This is a genomic window from Neisseria sp. HMSC065C04 (assembly GCF_001815375.1).
Taxonomy (GTDB): Bacteria; Pseudomonadota; Gammaproteobacteria; order Burkholderiales; family Neisseriaceae; genus Neisseria; species Neisseria flavescens_D.
This window is the reverse complement of the sequence record NZ_KV820406.1, coordinates 108369-126647: the sequence shown is the minus strand read 5'-3', so window position 1 is coordinate 126647 and position 18279 is coordinate 108369. Positions and strand designations below refer to the sequence as shown.

Genomic DNA, 18279 nt, shown 5'->3' with positions numbered 1-18279 from the left:
ATGGACGGTACGCAGTCGAAACCCAAGTTTTTCGAACGCCTGATCTCCCGACTTGCCGGCGAGCCCGACTCCGCCGAAGACGTATTGACCCTGTTGCGCCAAGCGCACGAACAGGAAGTTTTTGATGCCGACACACTGACCCGGCTGGAAAAAGTATTGGACTTTGCCGAGCTGGAAGTGCGCGATGCCATGATTACGCGCAGCCGCATGAACGTATTGAAAGAAAACGACAGCATCGAGCGCATCACGGCCTACGTCATCGAAACCGCCCATTCGCGTTTCCCCGTCATCGGCGAAGACAAAGACGAAGTTTTGGGCATTTTGCACGCCAAAGACCTGCTCAAATATATGTTCAACCCCGAGCAGTTCCACCTGAAATCCGTCTTGCGCCCTGCCGTTTTCGTTCCCGAAGGCAAATCGCTGGCCTCCCTTTTAAAAGAATTCCGCGAACAGCGCAACCACATGGCGATTGTTATCGACGAATACGGCGGCACATCCGGTTTGGTCACCTTTGAAGACATCATCGAGCAAATCGTCGGCGACATCGAAGACGAATTTGACGAAGACGACAGCGCCGACAATATCCACGCCGTTTCTTCCGAACGCTGGCGCATCCACGCCGCTACCGAAATCGAAGACATCAACACCTTCTTCGGTACGGAATACAGCAGCGAAGAAGCCGATACCATCGGCGGCCTGGTCATTCAAGAGTTGGGACATCTGCCCGTACGCGGCGAAAAAGTCATCATCGGCAGCCTGCAATTTACCGTCGCACGCGCCGACAACCGCCGTCTGCACACCCTGATGGCCACACGAATTAAAGAAAACACGGATAAACCATGATTATTCTGGATCACGTCTCCAAACACTATCAAACACGCGACAACAAAGACTTTATCGCCGTCGAGCCGACCAGCCTCGAAATCAAACAGGGTGAAATCTTTGGCCTGATGGGCTATTCCGGCGCAGGCAAATCCACCCTGCTGCGCCTGATTAATTTATTGGAACGTCCGGATACAGGTACCGTCAGCGTATGCGGCCAAGAACTAACCGCGCTCAACGCCACGCAACTGCGCCACGCCCGACAAAATATCGGTATGGTGTTCCAACAGTTCAATCTTTTAAGCAACCGTACCGTTGCCGAAAACGTCGCCTTCCCTTTAGAAATTGCCAAATGGCCGTCTAAAAAAATCCAAGCGCGTGTTGAAGAATGTTTGGAAATCGTCGATTTGCAAGACCGTGCCAACCATTACCCGTCCCAACTTTCCGGCGGTCAAAAACAACGTGTCGGCATTGCCCGTGCGCTGGCGCCGCAACCTCAAGTCATCCTCGCCGACGAACCCACTTCCGCCCTCGACCCCGCCACTACGCGCAGCGTTTTGAAGTGTTTGGAAGACATCAACCGACGTTTCAACGTAACCATCGTCATCGTTACCCACGAAATGAGCGTTATCCGCCGCCTGTGTGACCGTGCCGCCCTCTTGGATAAAGGCCGTCTGCTGGAAATCGTTGAAGTACACGGCAACCAAATCCATGCCCAATCCGAAATCGGGCAAGAGCTGATTCGAGAGGACTAATATGACAGATTTAACATTTGAAAGTGCTGTTGAGACCATCGTCAGCATGAAGGGCGAAATTATCCAAGCCTTGGGCGAAACCTTTATTATGGTCGGCCTATCGACTACTTTCGCCGTTATCTTCGGTACGATTTTGGGCGTATTGCTGTTTGTGACGTCAAGTCATCAGTTGCACTACAACAAACAGCTGAATTTGTTTTTGGACAACCTGGTCAACCTGATGCGCGCATTCCCTTTCGTCATCCTGATGATTGCCATGATTCCTGTTACACGCGCCATCATCGGCACGACCATCGGCCCGGTTGCCGCCTCATTGGTATTGAGCGTATCCGGCTTGTTCTACTTCGCCCGTCTGGTCGAGCAAAACCTGCGCGAAGTACCCAGAGGCGTAATTGAAGCGGCCTCCGCAATGGGTGCTTCCCCCATGAGCATCATCTGCAAAGTGCTTTTAAATGAAGCGCGCGCAGGTATGGTTTCCAGCATTACCGTACTGGCTATCGGCCTTCTGTCGTACAGCGCGGCGGCAGGTATGATTGGCGGCGGCGGCTTGGGCGACCTTGCTATCCGTTACGGCTACTACCGCTATCAAATGGAAGTCATCATCTTCATCGTCGCCATCCTGGTTTTACTCGTTATCCTGATTCAAGGTATCGGCAACAGATTGGCACGCAAATTGGACAAGCGTTAAGCAAACAGGCCGTCTGAAATGGACTTACTATTTTTCAGACGGTCTGTTATCTGTTTAGAACATATTAGGATATATATTCCAAATAAATTTACAAAAAACGTCCTCATATTTCCAAAATAGATTTACAATCCCTCTTTTTTTAACGGCGGCAGATTGAGGCCGTCTGGAACCGTTTTATCATCCATCAGGAGCAAAATATGCAAATCAACACATTCTTCAAAACCCTTTCAGCCGCTGCGCTGGCCATCGTACTGGCTGCCTGCGGCGGTCAAAAAGACAGCGCGCCTGCTGCCTCTGCCGCTTCTTCTGCCGACAACGGCGCAGAGAAAAAAGAAATCGTCTTCGGTACAACCGTCGGCGACTTCGGCGATATGGTTAAAGACCAAATCCAACCGGCTTTAGAGAAAAAAGGCTATAAAGTCAAACTGATCGAGTTCACCGACTATGTGCGCCCCAACCTTGCTTTGGCTGAAGGCGAATTGGACATCAACATCTTCCAACACAAACCTTATCTGGATGACTTCAAAAAAGAACACAAACTGGACATCGTTGAAGCCTTCCAAGTACCGACCGCACCTTTGGGTCTGTACCCTGGCAAATTGAAATCTTTGGACGAAGTGAAAGACGGTGTCAGCGTTTCTGCACCTAATGACCCATCTAACTTTGCCCGTGCATTGGTTATGTTGAACGAATTGGGCTGGATTAAACTGAAAGCCGACGTTGACCCGCTGACTGCTTCTAAAAACGATATTGCCGAAAATCCAAAAAACATCCAAATCGTAGAACTTGAAGCCGCCCAACTGCCACGCAGCCGTGCCGACGTTGACTTTGCCATCGTTAACGGCAACTACGCCATGAGCAGCGGCATGAAACTGACTGAAGCCCTGTTCCAAGAGCCAAGCTTCGCCTACGTTAACTGGTCTGCCGTCCGCACTGCCGACAAAGACAGCCAATGGCTGAAAGATGTAACCGAAGCCTACAACTCTGACGAATTCAAAGCCTACTCAAAAAAACGCTTTGCCGGTTACAAATATCCTGCTGCATGGGGTGAAAACGCAGCTGCAGGTGCTCAAGCCGAAGCTGCTTCTACTGCTTCTGCAACCAAATAAGTAACTTTTTGAAAAAAGGCCGTCTGAACATTCAGACGGCCTTTTTCTATTGCTTATCTCTTCTCAAAGCTCAAAACAAGTTTTTTGATTAACACCAAATACTTACGTAATTCCCTTTTTAAAACCAAATCAATATGTTGTAAAAAAGTTCAATAAAAAATCATATTTTTATTCAATAAAATCAATCACTAAATGAATTATTCTACTTTTTTATAATATTCACTAGTAATGTTCCGCTTATCCTGATATTATACCGTTCATCTAAAGACATCCGGTTATCTGCATTACAGACCGTTCATCTGAATTGCTTCAAACCACTTTGTCGGATTTTCCCATATATGTTGTGTTTCTCCGTATCGAAGGGGTTTGAGCGGTCGAAATACCGTTTTGCTTAGATATTAAAGCTTCGTGCTTTGAAATGAGTGAATTTTTGTTTTAAGTGTCGTAATCTCTTGCTAATTACTCCCAGCTGCAAGAGTTTCAGGGTTGCCCCTTGGGCAGCCCTTCTTTTTTATCCTCCATTTTTTCAGCAACCAAGCCTTCCCTGCCCTATACACATAGTCAAAACCGCAAGCAAGACCGCCCTTCTCCTCAACTTCCAATCTTCTTCAATTCATTATTCGGCATCACCAGCCAAACCTGTGCCTTTTTAACTTGGGCCGCTGCTCGGATGGCCGCTTCATCCATAATAGAAAATGCGGTAGAAAAAGCATCGGCAACTGCCGCACTTTCCGCCATAACGCTCATGCTTTTATAGCGCGGCTGGCTTCCGCCTGTGCGCGGGTCAAACAGATGGGTAAATTTGCCAGCTTCGTCCATTACCGTGCCATAGCCGCCCGATGTGGCAAAGGCTTGGTTTTTCATGGCAATGGTGGTCAGGATTTGGTCTTCTTGGTCAGGATTGCGGATGCTGACATTCCACTCGCGCTGGTTGGCATTATCAAAGCCGTAAATCTCCCCCATATCAATCAATGCCTGAGAAACGCCTTGCTGCTTCAACAATTCAGCTACTTTGTCGGTGATATAGCCTTGGGCAATGCCGTTAAGCGACAAGCCCATGCCTTTTTGGGCAAAACGGATTTCTTTGGTATCAAAATCGACTTTGTTGAAATCCACTAATTTGAGCGTGTCTTTGATACTGCGCTCAGATGGTGGCGTTTCGGTTTTTGGGTTTCGCCTAAAATGATCGGCATACAGATTCCACAATGGCTGAATGCTAGGATCAAACGCACCCTGCGTCAGCTGATGGATATCTCGGCTGATACTGAGCAGCTGCAAAAAATCGGATGGCGGATTTTTCAGACGGCCTTCTCGGTTTAAACGGCTGATCAGGCTGTCGTCCCGATACAGGCTGAAGATTTTTTCCAACCGTAAAACTTCCGCCAATACTTTGTTGACCAATATTTCTGCCTGCTTGCGCTCAACGCCGAACAAACGCAACTCCGCGCCCGAACCCAATGCAATGCCTCTCCAAATAACTGGCTGCTCTTCTTGATTTGGGCTGGTCGGATGCGTCGGTTGATTGGTTTTGCGGCTGATGGCAAAAGGAATGCCGACACCGGCAGCAAGGGTGGCAACTATGGCAAGGAAACGGCGGCGCGTTAAAGGGGTGGACATAAAGTATTCCTTAGATTTTTTATCTTTATATTGAAAGCCTCATTCATTAAATCAGCAATCGGCAGCTTCCAACACAAAGGCCGTCTGAAACTGTTTCAGACGGCCTTTATTGGTTGTTTTATTTGAAAATGTATTCGTCGGGCATCTCTGCAAAACCGACTACTCTGCCGCCTTTTTCTTTGGCGAATTTTTCAGCCTGAGCCTTGTCGGCAAACGGAAGCGCATCTTCCGCACCCATGCCGCCGATAAAGCTGCTTTCGATAACGTAATAGGCTTTTTTCGCATCTATCCATTCGGCGTCGGCATTGGGTTTTTCCCAATCTTTGACTTTACCCATATCGGTAACATAGATGATATGAATGCCTTTCGGCTCTTCAGGCAGCTTGGTGTAGCCGAACATCTGCTTGATGGTGGAAAACCAAACCGGTTTGTCAGGTTTGCCGTTCAAGAAGATTTGCGCTTTAGGGCCGTTGTGTTCAGTCAAATTCATGCTGCAGTAATGACCCACTGCGCTGTCGCTGATTTGTTGGGGCGCAGGCGGAGGGCTGTTGTCCTGCTTGCTGCAGGCTGCCAATGCGATGAGTGTGAAGGTTGTCAATAGTATTTTTCTCATATTTGTCGCTTTCCGAAAATCCAGGCGGCTAAAATCAAAGGAATGATAACCCATAATACCTGAGCCGTCAGCAAAATAGGCATACTCAGGCTGATTTGTTCGCTCAAACCTGCCATGCCGGCATACATGGCTGTATTTTCGTAACCCGTCAGGTTCAGCAGGCGATAAATATCTGCGGGGTTGAACAAAAGAACGGTTTCCACTACAGGCGCGGTAATGACTTGTTCGGTATCGGCAACCAAAACACCCAAAAGCGCCATATCGAAAATAACGACAAAAAACAGCCATACGCCGATGGCGATACCGGCGGCGGTACCGCGTTCTTTAACTTTTGCGCTGATCAAATAGCCCATGGACAAAAAGGCTGCGCCAAGAATCACGCTGGCAGCAATCAAAAGGGCGAAAGGTTGCCATGCGGCAATATCAAAACCGCCGTTGGCAAGCTGAAGGGTAATACCTGCCAATCCGTAGCCTGCGGTGGTAGCAAGGGCAAGAATGATGAGGTGGCCGATAAATTTACCGGCAAGGATTTGGTTGCGCGAGATGGGGTAACTTAGCAACAACGCCATTGTACCGCGCTCGATTTCGCCGATCAGTGCATCATAAGAGAGCAACATCGCAATCAGCGGGATCAAGAAGATAGACAGGCTGGACAGACTGACTACAGTTACCGTCAAGGGATCAACCTTGACCGAACCGGTAGGCGAGCTGCCGAGAAAGCCTAATGACAGTGCCAATGCGGCAAGCAAAAGTGCGGCGGCAAGAACCCAACGGTTGCGCAGGCTGTCGCGAACTTCTTTGCCGGTAATAATCCAAACGGGGTTCATACGTCTTCCCTCTTCAAGAATTGCGCGTACATATCGTCAAGTGTAGGCGTGTGGATATCGATGTAGGCAAGACTGCCCAAATCACCCAATTCGCTCAAAAGAGCCATGCGCTCTTCTGCTTTACATTGCGCTTGGTATGACAGGCCGTCTGAAAGCGGATGCCAACGCTCGCTCAACGGACGCGCTTCTTTCAAGCGGACGTTGACGGTCAGCGGTAGACCGCTTTGAACATGCAACTCATCCATGCTGCCGTCGGCAACTTTCACGCCGTTTTTCATGACGATGATGCGGTCGGCGTGGCCGTCAAGCTCGGCCAGTGCGTGGGTGCTGAGCAATACGGTCGCACCGCGTCCATTCAGTTCGCGCACGACTTCGTAAAACATTTGGCGTGAAGCCGGGTCAAGGCCTGTGGTCGGTTCGTCAAACAATAAGACTTTAGGCTCACCCAACAAGGCCTGTGCCAAAGCGAGACGCTGGCGCATACCTTTGGAGTAAGTGCCGACACGGCGGCGTGCCGCTTGAGAAATGCCGACACGCTCGAGCAATTCACGGTTTTTACTCAGGGGCTGTTTTTTAAGTTTGGCATAGAAATCCATGGTTTCGATACCGGTCAATGAAGGGTGCAATGCAACCGTTTCAGGCAGGTAACCGATTTGGCTGCGACGCTGCGCGCCTGCTTTACTGCCGGTCGGCTCTCCCAAAAGCATCACTTCGCCCTTGGTCGGCGTAATCAGGCCGAGTATCAGCTTCATAATGGTAGATTTGCCTGCACCGTTGTGTCCTGCCATGCCGACGCTCTCGCCTGCCTTGAGAACCAGATCAACTTGGTTGACGGCCTTTTGGCTGCCAAACTGCTTGGTCACGTTTCTTAATTCAACGTGGTTGGTACTGCTCATGGATATTCCTCTAGTGAATGTTTCAGACGGCCTTTGATATTAGGCCGTCTGAAAGGTTACATATTGGCATTTCCGCCTGTCAGCGCACCGTTTTCGGCATTACCCCATTCGGATTGGTGCGTTTTTGCTTCATGCAGCAATTCGTCCTTCATGGCTTCGTATTTGGTTGTCGTTTTATTGCGGACAGGGTTCATCAAAGGCTTGCTATCAATTACGCCACCAGGCAGGATGGCGGGAAATTGCGATTGCGCCCATTTGACAATGCTGATGGCAGGGCTGTTCATCAATAACCGGGCGACGGGTGCGCGCCAGATGATTTGGTCGATAATCCCGTTGGGACGGTAGGCACTGTCGCCGAAGCCGTCGCCGTCAAGGTCAAAGGCACTGTTATCGCTCCAATAGTTGCCGCGACCACCCTCGCCCCAATCGAGGAAGCGGGTGCTGACATATTTAACCTGGCTTTCGTTGTTAATAAATGAATTTTCGTACAGGGTTGTGCCTTCGATGGCTGCGGTGAAGTGGATACCGATTTGGCAGTTCTCGAAATGATTGGCAAAGATTTTATCGTAGTTGGCATTGTAGGCAAACACGCATTTGCCTGCCTTATTGATCACATTATCGTGAATTTCAGAATAATTGACGTAGTTGAGCATAATGCCTTGGTCGCGACTGCCAACGGCAATGTTGCCATACACTTTCAGGCGTTCGGAAAACATCAGCACATAACCCATATTGTTGCCGACGGAGATATTGTTGCTGACTTCGCTGTCATTGGTGTACATATAATGGACGGCAAAGCGCAAGTCGCTAAAACGGTTGCCTTTGTAGGTATTATGAGTACTGGTATTTGAAAAAATACCGTCACGGCCTTTGGAAATATCGTTATCGACCACTTGCGCACCGGGCGCATTCCAGACGGTTACGCCGTTGCCGCGTTCGTTGACGCGCAGGGTTGCATCACCGATGATTTTATTTTCCCGCACCATGGATTCTGCCGCACCGTGAATATACACGCCGACAGAATTGTCGATGATGTTGTTATGCTCCACCAGCGCGCGCGTTGCCGTCTCTTCTAAATAGATACCGGCATCCATTGCCGGCAAACTCATGCCGGAATGGGAAACAGTCAGATTGCGCAAAGTTACATCAGGCGCATGAACGGCAACCGTCCTCCCGCTCCGGTCGCCGACAATCTTGGCGGAACGGTCGGCAGGGCCTTCGATGGTAATGGGTTTGTCGATATAGAGTTTGGTTTTGTATGTACCGGAGGCAAGCTTGAGCGTATCGCCGGCTTGGGCGCGCGCCAAAGCATCATTGAGATTGTCTTGTGCGGATACGTTGATGACTGCGGCAAAGGCCGTCTGAACCATGCTGCCAAGCAGCAATACGAGTGCGGCACGTTGCCATTTGGAACGATGGATTTGTGTGTGCGTCATAATCATATCTCTGTTTCAGACGGCCTGCTTGCCGCATGATAAACCGATGCGGAAACAGGTATTTTGGTGTTATAGCAAAGCTGTCTGATGATGGCTTTCATTTTGTGGCCATATCGGCCGACAAACAACTTTGCTATAAAGGCCGTCTGAAAGAATGTTTTTTCAGACGGCCTGAAGAATTAAATCATCAAACCGAAATTATTTTGGTTTAACAATCATTTGGCCAGACATTTCCATGTGCAATGCGTGGCAGAACCATTGGCAGTAGTACCAGTGTACACCTGGACGGACAGCTTTGAAGGTTACAGAAGATGTAGCTTGCGGGCCAATCTCCATAGCAATGCCATAACCTTCCAAAGTAAAGCCGTGAGTCAAGTCTTCAATGGTCTCAACGTTGGTTACATATACGGTAACTTCGTCGCCTTGGTTCACTTCAAATTGAGGAACGCTGTAAGCAGGCGCAACGGCAGTCATGTACACGCGTATTTTGTTGCCTTCACGTACGACTTTGGCAGCTTTTTCCAGCTCAACACCGTCTTTTTGGGCTTGTTCCAAAGCTTCTTGCCAGAACCATGGGTCTTTGCGGTCCCAAGTTTTGCTTGGGTTCACTTTAGACGCGGCAACCAAGCACAAGTCGTGTGGTTCGGCAAAAGTCGGATTGTCATGCACCAGACGCATTTCGTCGCCGGAGATGTCGATTAATTGGTCACACTCAGGTTTCAAAGGACCGGCATTCAAGAAGCGGTCTTTAGAGAACTTGTTCAAAGATACCAACCATTTACCGTCGGCTTCTTTGGTTTCGCCCATGGTAGTGTGGTTGTGGCCCGGTTGATAGTGAACGTCGAGTTTTTGTTTGATCGGATCGATTTTCTCGCCTTTATAGGCTTTAATCGCATCGTCGATGTTCCATTTCACCATTTGGCTGTCGATAAACAATGTAGTATAGGCATTGCCTCGACCGTCAAATGCAGTGTGTAATGGGCCAAGACCCAGTTGAGGCTCGGCTACGACAACATCGCGCTCTTTGATTTTACCTGCAAACAAGTCATCCAGTTTGCTGACATCCAATACGGTAACGGTTGGAGACAGTTTACCGTTGAGCATGATGTATTTGCCGTCAGGGCTTGCATTACAGCCGTGAGGAGAGTTAGGAACCGGGATGTAACGAGTGTATGGAGAGTTAGCTTCCGCACGACCGTCCAACATTTTCACGCCGTTAACTTCTTTGAAGTCGCCTTTTTTGATGCCTTCTTCGATGGCGGCCAGGTTAAATACCACACACCAGTCTTGTTCGTTGGAAGATGCACCTTGTACAGTCAGAGCGCGCTCAGAGTTATAGCAGGTAGAGAAAGAATATTTACCTTGGTAGTCGGCATCGCCATTATCCAAGTTACCGTCTACCAATACTTGCCATGCGATGTCCATGGTTTCGCCGTCAACGGCAGTATAAACAGCATTCCAAGTTTTAGGATCATCCCATTTGCCTACGCCGTCAACAGGAACGATATGCTCGCCGTTGGCAAATACGTAGCCGGTTTTCGGATAGCGTTGAGGACGCAGACCGTGAACACCTGAAACGTTTGGAATTTCAACGATTTTATCGGTTTTCATCACATCCAAGCGGATACGGCAAACACGGTTGTTTGCTTTATCGTTGGCATATGCATAGCGGCCGTCGTAAGTTTGATCGGTAAAAGACAAGTGCGGGTGGTGCAAGTCGCCGTTAGGGTAGCAGCGCAGACCGCTGTCTTGCAGGAATTTACGGGTTTCCGGCGTAATTTTTTCATTCAAAATACGCAGGCTCTCGTTGGTACGGCCCCAACCGGTAGCGCTGTCCATATTGAATACAGGGATACGCATCAACTCACGCATAGAAGGTACACCGATCAAGCGCATTTCGCCTGATTGACCGCCTGACAAGAAACCGTAGTATTGGTCAAGTTCGCCCGGACCGACTTCGGAAGTTTGTTTGCCCGGCTCGGCAGAATGAGCAGCGGCTTTCTCGGCAGGTGCAGCACCGGAAGCAGCAGCTTTATCACCCTCGCCGTTAGAGCAACCGGCCAAGCCCAACAAACCGGCACCGGCAATACCTGCACCGGAAGCAGCGGCAGTACCTAAGAATGAACGACGGCTTAAGCCGTTTTGTTCTAATTTTTCGTCTGACATACGACACTCCTTGGATAAAATCCGGCGGCCGATTTTTCAGACGGCCTGCCGATGAAAAACTTTCTAAGTCGGGCTGCCGATACAGCCCTCTTTTTTTATTGATAAATTACTACTTGTCGACACTGATTGCCGATTCTTTTTTAACAAACTGGACGACTTGTTCTTGGGCATTTTGCGTTGCTGCCGCATCATGCTGATCAGCTTTTGCCGCCGCTTGTTTTTGTTTTTTCTTATTCGTTGCCACTACTTGAGGACAACGCGTATCGTGATGATACATTACCTGACAATGCAGACATTGGATACATTCGTTCGGATGAATGTCGCCTTCAGGTGCGATTGCCTGTACTGGGCATTCGTGAGTACAAATCTGGCATGGGTTACCGCACATTTTATAACGGCGCAGCCAATCAAACACACGGAAGCGGCCTGGCAATGCAATACCTGCACCCAAAGGACACAGATAACGGCAGAAGAAACGTTCGATGAACAAGCCTGCAATCAGCAAAGCGGCGGCGAACAGAACAAACCACCATTCACGCATGAATTTCAAAATAATTGCAGTTTTGAAAGGCTCAATTTCAGCAAATTTTTCAGCCGTACCCAAATCGTACAGGGAAATTGCCAGCAAAGCGAAGAAAATTACATATTTAATCGCACTCAGACGGGTATGCAACAAGTGTGGCACTGTAATCTGTTTCAGACCCAATTTTTTAGCGATACGGTTGGTTAACTCTTGCAATGCACCGAAAGGGCACAGCCATCCACAGAATGTACCGCGGTTCCACAACAGCATGGTCGCCGCTGTAAAGAGCCACAGAATGAATACCAGCGGATCCATCAGGAAAAATTCCCAGTGGAACTCAGTCAAAACAGCTGAGAACAATGTCAAAGTATTCACTACCGATAATTGTGCCTGAGCATACCAGCCGATATAAAACAGCGTAAAGGTCAGGAAACAAAGACGGAATCGGTCATACCATTTTTCGTAACGGACAATCCAATCTTGGAACAGGAACACCAACAGAAGAATTGTCAAAGCAATACCGACAACCACGATTTGACCTTGTTTGGCTTTCCAAACCTGTTTCCAAAGTTGGTTGGATACGCCTTCCTCAGCTGTTGCATCTTCTGCAATACCTGTACTTTCTTCCGGAGCAGAGGCTGCCGCAGCCACCGGCTCAACCGGTGCACTAATTTCAACCGGCGGTGCTTTAGGATCGTCAACGTAATAGCCTTTTGGCAATTCATAATCCAAATCGGCAGTTACAAATGCCTTATCATTTACGCTCAATACGCGTTGAATCATCAATTGCAAACGCCATGGTTCAGCACCATCAAATTCCACACCTTCGGGGATAGTGAACCAAGAAACTTCTTTAAATGCAGGCGCACCTTCGGCGGATAAAGCAACTACACGTTCATGTTGCGCATCGGTAAAGCGGAAGCTGGTATCGCCTTGAATCATTTCAATACGGTCAAAGATACCGCCACGGACATAACCCGAACCTTTCCAAGAATAGCGACCCTCGCCGGCCACCATCACGGCTTCTTGGCCAGGTTTCAAACGTTTTTGCAGGTTGTTCCAACCGGCTTCACCTAAAAGGCTTTTACCGATGGAAGGTTGGCTGACCAAGGCAACATACAGATCAATAAATGTATCATTACCATCGCCCTGCTCTGCATGATCTGCCACACCTGCTTTACCGCTTTTCTCAAACAGTTTATTGATTTCGTCGATAGAAATATGCAGATGGCCGACGGCTTTTTGTTCCAAAAGCGCATTCCATGACAGGATATCTTGTTTGTCTTGATTGGCAACACGACGCGGACGGGTTTGAACGGCAGGCTCGGCAGACTGTTCGCCAGAAGCAGCTGACGTACCGGCTTGAACTGCTTTATCTGTACCCAAATGATATTGATGGATTACTGCTTTAACAGAGCGCTGAATACTGTCATTGATGACCATTAGGGTTACAGTCGCACCACTAATAATATCCCCTGGCGCAACACCTGGCTGAGGCGGAGTTTTGATAAAATTTAAGCCGATATATTTGTCAATGAATTTATCGACACGGGATTGCGGAATACCGATCAACATAATTGGTTCATGATGTTCAACCAATTTTGCTCCGGCAATAGTGCCATCATTAGCCAATGCAACCATCGTATCAATCGGCTTACTCGAATAACCGCGCGTATTGACCACATCAGTCGTGATATAAACCAAGCCAAGCTGCTCTTCGCCTTTATATACACGAGCAACCAAAGGCTTACCTTCCGGTTTGCCGTAGCGATCAGCACCGGGGAAAATTTCAGAAGGCTGAACTTTTGCCAAGAAATCAGGCAAGCGCTCCGCGTAAGCAGGCAGGCTTACTATCATCATAGAAAACACAGCAAAAAGCACAAGGATTCGTTTCCAAATGCCACTTAAGCACTTCATTTCAAGACAGGACATGGCTATTCCCGATATATCGATACTCTAAACACTTATATTATATGAATCATCTATCGCCAACAATTTGATTAAAATCAAGTTTACAAATCTTAAAACCAGATTCTACATACTAATAATACTTTAGAACTACATTAAATAAACCTTTTATTATTAGGCATGAAACATAGGAAAATCAACTCAATCCAAGAATCATCCCTATATTATTAACTTATTTATAATAATACTCAAAATAATTTCCAAAATTTCATTTAACATATATTAAATAGAATATAACCTGACTTAAATTTCCATAGGCCGTGTGAAAACGAATATCGAAAATACTTTAACCTGCCCCTGCAATGACAAAATATATTTCTTACAAAAACAAAAAGAGCCTGCATAAAACAGGCTCTTTTTCAGACTAATCTTAAATCAGATTAGAATTTGTGACGCAGGCCAACAGTACCAGCGGTTTTCTCGTATTTGTAGTCGCCTTTGCCTTCTTTCAACCAACCGGCAGACAACAGGGCAGAAGTACGTTTAGAGAAGTCATAGTCAGCACCAACGATAACTTGGTTGTAAGCGCTGTTCTTTTGTTTCACGCCTTCTTCTTTAACTTTGAAGCCGTGAGCGTAAGAAACACGAGGAGTTACGTTGCCGAAGCGGTAAGCAGCAGTTGCACCAACTTCAGTACGTTCGTTTTTCTTAGCACCAGCTACGTCAGCTTTGAAGCCTTCGTATTGACCTACAACAGCAACCATCAGGTTATTCGCATCATAACCAGCAGTCAGACGGTGAGCTTGGTGATCTTTGTAAGCACCAGCAGCCAAAGTAGTGTTGTGGTTGAATGCATCCAGGTAACCAGAAGTCAAGTCAGCACGTTTAGCATAAGAACCAGCGTAGCGACCGAAGAAACCAGAGTTCTCGTAGTTCAAGCCCAAGTCGTAAGATTCACGGCTTTTCACAGCGTGATCGTATTTATCGCTAGGGTTAGCATTGTCGCGAGGTTGGTATTGTACGCTTGCGCTGAAACCACCAAACACAGGAGTGTCGTAACGTACAGATACTTTACGAGTATCTACACGTTTGATTTTACCCAATTGCAGAGCGTCTGCATTAGCTGCACCAGATTCCCAAGGGTCAAAGCTATCGCTACTGTTTTTCAGAGAAGTATCCAATTTACCAGCACGAACTTTACCGAAACCGCCTTCCAAGCCCAAGAAAGATTCACGGGTCGCGAAACCAGAGTCACCACCGGCGATAGAAGTGTTTTGTTCAACTTGCCAAATAGCATTCAGGTTACTACCCAAGTGTTCGTGGCCTTTGAAGCCGATACGAGAACCATAGTCAGCAATCTCAGTAGCAGTTTTAGAAGTAGTCTTACCTTCTTTTACTTTAGAAATTTCAACGCCGGCTTTAACTTGACCGTACAGAGTCACATCAGCCATAGCTGCAACAGGCAGAGCTGCCAAAGTCAGAGCAATCAGAGATTTTTTCATTGCTGTATTCCTTTTCTATTGTGAAGAAATAACTTAAGCAGACCGGACAATCCGCTTAGGCTTACTTTATCGCTGGAATCAGCGATTCCATGACTGTCACTATAATTGTTCCTCTCTAAAAAAACAAACTTTATTCGACCAACCTCCACTACCGCAGGAACCAAATAAAGGTAGAGATAACCCGAATAATGGAAATTTATTATTTAAAATCAATGATAAATTTCTTTAAAACCAAAATTTGCATTTTTACAACACTTTATTAATTTACACATCAATCACGCTATTTTGTTGCTTTTATACCAACAATCCGCAATTAGGCCGTCTGAAAATCATTACCTAGAACGCTCATCCACTCGGGTAGAGATAGTTGCGTCACGCCAAATTCACCAGGATAGTCAACACCTGTTAAATACAGGCCATCAGACATAAAAGTTGGCGGAGCCATCAATCTACTTTTTGCGTGAAAGACCGACTCAAACTCATCTACACTGATTCTGCCGCTACCCACATACACTAATGCCCCCATAATATTGCGTACCATATGATGTAAGAATGCGTTCCCATGCAAATCAAGGCACAGATAGCGAGAAGTTCCACTAATACTTGTACTATATAGTGTCTTTACAGGGGATTTCGCCTGACATTCAGCCGCACGAAAGCTGGAGAAGTCATGTTCACCCTCCAATAAAGCAGCAGCCTGCCTCATTAGATTTAAATCTAATTTCAAATGCGTCCACCCCACCCTACCGACCAACAACGGAGAGCGAACCGGAGATGATTCCAGCAAATAACGGTAATGCCGACCATAAGCATCAAATCGGGCATTGAAATGCGGTGCAACTTTTTGTGCAAGCAATACAGCCACACCATCAGGCAAATGCGCATTGACACCACGCACCCACGCCTGCTCCGGACGGCCTACAGATGTATCAAAGTGTACGACCTGAGCAGTTGCATGCACACCCGTATCCGTCCTTCCCGCAACAATAGTATTAATTTGCTCCCCTGCTATTGAAGACAACGCCTGCTCTAAGGCCGTCTGAACAGTCGGCAAATCTCCAGCCTGTTTTTGCCAACCATAAAAACGGCTACCATCATAAGAGAGGGTCAAAGCCCAACGCTGCACGAGATGCCCTGTTGTATTTGCTTGTTCAGTCATTTCTTATACTTCTTGTAAATTGATATTGTTGCCTACGCTTAAGTAACAAAATATTAAAAAGGCGTGATCAGCACACGCCTCTCATCATGTATTTCAGACAGCCTTTATCTTCGTCCACCATAGAACTGCCATGCAATACTGTCATATCTAAAAATGGATTCGGCCCAAATCTCATTTTTTAATTTACCATAAAAAAGATGCCGTCTGAAACGGCATCTTCATTTGACTGAACACTTATGCTCCAAGTTCTTTCATCAGTTTTTGGGCTTTATATAGAATATCGCCTTCAGCCTCTTCAATCAGCGCTTGCAATGTTTCTCGAGCCGCTTCAGGATCACCGATTTCGATATACATCTTAGCCAAATCATATTTGGCTTCAAGCGGTGCAGTCATGCCGACTGATTCTGAAACAAAGCCTCTTTCTCTATTGCTTTTATCGGCAGCCACTGAAACATCTTCAGCTCCCCATTCCAATGCACCTTCTTCAATCACAAACTCAGAAGCAGCTTCTTCTTTCTCTACTTCTTCTTTGGTTTCTTGAATTTGCAAGTCTTGATCTTGCTTGACATCAAATGGCAGCACATGGCCGTCTGAATCTTCAGGGGTTTCTACCGTAAACTCAAGTGGCTCTTCATTTCTTGACTCAGAGACTTTTTTCTCTGCTGCCAAATCAAACCCAGCAAATGTATTTGCCTGCTCTTCTTTACGTTCAGGCATAACAACGGATACCGGCTGATATGGATTTTCTGGTTCAGGCTCGTACACGCTTTCCGTTGATTCGATATTGTCCCAATCAGCATGGCGACGTTGCTCCGTCTCAACATCATGCGTTACTGCACCTGAAAGAATACCTGCCTGACTATTGTCAATCTTACCCAAATCAAGTTTGACATCATCAATATTGGAAGATTCTTCTACCTCATTGATAACCACATCATCTTCGAAATCGTCTTCGATAAACAGACCGTCTTGAGTTTTTTCAGACGGCGTTACTTTAGTTGCAGCAACCACAGCAGCTGAAGCAGCAACATTTTTCTGTACAGCCTTCTCTTCATCTTTACGGCTTACAGGTGCCGCTTCCGGCTCATCTTTACGTTTACCCGCAGTTTTTAACAACAACCAAGCAGCAATAAGGGCTGCACCGCCTGCCAATAACCATTTCCATAAATTGCCGTCTGATTCGCCTTCTGTTTGCTCCGCGACAGAATCCGTGGTTGCAACAGGCTCAGAAGCCATTACGTTCTCTTGAGCATCAGAAGCCATAGCTTCTTGAATATCGGACGCAGGAACAATCGATGCGGCATTTTCATTAACAGCTGCAGATGCTGCTTGTTCTGTTTGTTCAGCTGAAGCTTGTTTCACTTCTTCCTGCTGCTGTGTATTTACGCCAGCATCTTTAACCTGGGCTTCAGTTTGAGCCTCAGGCTGAACAACAGGTTTTTCAGTTTTAGCTTCTGTTGCATTGGCGGCTTCTTTGCCTTTCTCTGTCGCTGTATTGGTTTTAACAGGAGCAGAAGCAGCCAAGCGTTGCAATTCGCTACGGTTTGGAATATTCAGCACTTTACCTGCCAACATACGGTTGGCATTATTATCGATAAACACATCCGGGTTGGCATTTACCAAAGCCTGAATGGTTTGATCCAGGGTCATACCTTGCGGACGGATGCTCGACGCAATGGCAATCAGGGTTTCACCCGTACGCACCAAATGCTGTCTGCCTGAACGTGAGGCCGTGTCGTTTTTAGCAGAGGCCGTCTGAACTTGTTTTTTCTCAGCCTTACGCTGTACATCCTTACGCGCTTGAGCTGCCTGATTACCTGCTGCTTTATTGTTTTTAGTTGCAGGCTGTTGGGCATTGCGTGTCGGCTCGGAGGATTGAGATTCAGTAGCCGGACGGGTACGAACAGATGCAGCATCTTTAGAATCATATCCGGCCGGATCGATAATAGCGGTGTATTCACGCGATTGCGCACCAACACCTACTTGGAAAACCAAAACAGGATCTTTGATGGCTTTAGAAGAGCGGATGGTAACGACTGCCTTATCGCCTGATTTGCGTACCGCTGCACGCAAATTGCCATTTGAAATAGTAGCCTTACCGCCATTAAGCAGAGCCTGAGCTTCCTCTCCAGTTACAGTGATACTGCCTGTAAAAGGCTCACCCAAATGAGATTGAACATTCAAGCCGCCCAAACCTGCAGAGGCACTGAGCGATGTCATTAAAGCGATAGAAGCTGTAATTAATTTAATATTGTGAT

The 18279-nt window shown here is 47.2% G+C and carries 14 protein-coding genes; 4 read left to right on the top strand and 10 right to left on the bottom strand.

All coding sequences use genetic code 11. The annotated features are described in order from the left end of the window. The 4 genes from HMPREF3022_RS04445 (at position 1) to HMPREF3022_RS04430 (ending at position 3374) form a co-directional block, all read left to right on the top strand. The gene (locus HMPREF3022_RS04445) at positions 1 to 843 is read left to right on the top strand and encodes an HlyC/CorC family transporter (RefSeq protein ID WP_049331198.1); all 843 of its coding nucleotides are present in this window, start codon (positions 1 to 3) and stop codon (positions 841 to 843) included. Continuing rightward, entirely contained in the window at positions 840 to 1577 is a 738-nt protein-coding gene (locus HMPREF3022_RS04440; protein WP_049331197.1) for a methionine ABC transporter ATP-binding protein, read from the top strand. The genes HMPREF3022_RS04445 and HMPREF3022_RS04440 overlap by 4 nt, the downstream gene beginning before the upstream one ends. 1 nt (position 1578) lies before the next feature. Beyond that, complete coding sequence (locus tag HMPREF3022_RS04435; RefSeq protein WP_070765182.1) at positions 1579 to 2265, top strand: methionine ABC transporter permease; 687 nt, start codon at positions 1579 to 1581, stop codon at positions 2263 to 2265. A 197-nt stretch (positions 2266 to 2462) separates the two neighbouring features. Continuing rightward, the gene (locus HMPREF3022_RS04430) at positions 2463 to 3374 is read left to right on the top strand and encodes a MetQ/NlpA family ABC transporter substrate-binding protein (RefSeq protein ID WP_070711910.1); all 912 of its coding nucleotides are present in this window, start codon (positions 2463 to 2465) and stop codon (positions 3372 to 3374) included. A 591-nt stretch (positions 3375 to 3965) separates the two neighbouring features. On the opposite strand, the gene HMPREF3022_RS04425 is transcribed toward HMPREF3022_RS04430, so the two are convergent. The 10 genes from HMPREF3022_RS04425 to HMPREF3022_RS04380 all read right to left on the bottom strand — a co-directional run bounded on the left by HMPREF3022_RS04425 (position 3966) and on the right by HMPREF3022_RS04380 (position 18241). After that, a complete protein-coding gene (locus tag HMPREF3022_RS04425) occupies positions 3966 to 4991 on the bottom strand; it encodes an FAD:protein FMN transferase (RefSeq protein WP_049331192.1) in 1026 nt (341 codons plus the stop codon). 118 nt (positions 4992 to 5109) lie between these two features. Then, the gene (locus HMPREF3022_RS04420; protein WP_049331191.1) at positions 5110 to 5604 is read right to left on the bottom strand and encodes a nitrous oxide reductase accessory protein NosL; all 495 of its coding nucleotides are present in this window, start codon (positions 5602 to 5604) and stop codon (positions 5110 to 5112) included. Next, a complete protein-coding gene (locus tag HMPREF3022_RS04415; protein WP_004519673.1) occupies positions 5601 to 6431 on the bottom strand; it encodes an ABC transporter permease in 831 nt (276 codons plus the stop codon). Before HMPREF3022_RS04415 ends, HMPREF3022_RS04420 begins: the two co-directional genes overlap by 4 nt. Continuing rightward, positions 6428 to 7327 (bottom strand): ABC transporter ATP-binding protein, encoded by a 900-nt coding sequence (locus HMPREF3022_RS04410; protein ID WP_049331188.1) that lies wholly within the window; start codon positions 7325 to 7327, stop codon positions 6428 to 6430. The genes HMPREF3022_RS04415 and HMPREF3022_RS04410 overlap by 4 nt, the downstream gene beginning before the upstream one ends. 56 nt (positions 7328 to 7383) lie before the next feature. Beyond that, complete coding sequence (locus tag HMPREF3022_RS04405; protein ID WP_049322791.1) at positions 7384 to 8769, bottom strand: nitrous oxide reductase family maturation protein NosD; 1386 nt, start codon at positions 8767 to 8769, stop codon at positions 7384 to 7386. A 192-nt stretch (positions 8770 to 8961) separates the two neighbouring features. Further along, positions 8962 to 10929: a TAT-dependent nitrous-oxide reductase gene (gene nosZ, locus HMPREF3022_RS04400; RefSeq protein ID WP_070765181.1), complete on the bottom strand. Its 1968-nt coding sequence runs from the start codon at positions 10927 to 10929 to the stop codon at positions 8962 to 8964. Between the two features lie 109 nt (positions 10930 to 11038). Then, positions 11039 to 13312 (bottom strand): NosR/NirI family protein, encoded by a 2274-nt coding sequence (locus tag HMPREF3022_RS04395; protein WP_239669540.1) that lies wholly within the window; start codon positions 13310 to 13312, stop codon positions 11039 to 11041. 488 nt (positions 13313 to 13800) lie between these two features. Beyond that, positions 13801 to 14862 (bottom strand): trimeric porin PorB, encoded by a 1062-nt coding sequence (gene porB / locus HMPREF3022_RS04390; RefSeq protein ID WP_049331186.1) that lies wholly within the window; start codon positions 14860 to 14862, stop codon positions 13801 to 13803. Positions 14863 to 15175: 313 nt separating this feature from the next. Continuing rightward, a complete protein-coding gene (gene truA, locus HMPREF3022_RS04385) occupies positions 15176 to 16021 on the bottom strand; it encodes a tRNA pseudouridine(38-40) synthase TruA (protein ID WP_049331185.1) in 846 nt (281 codons plus the stop codon). A 234-nt stretch (positions 16022 to 16255) separates the two neighbouring features. After that, complete coding sequence (locus HMPREF3022_RS04380; protein ID WP_049331183.1) at positions 16256 to 18241, bottom strand: FimV/HubP family polar landmark protein; 1986 nt, start codon at positions 18239 to 18241, stop codon at positions 16256 to 16258. Positions 18242 to 18279 lie beyond the last annotated feature (38 nt).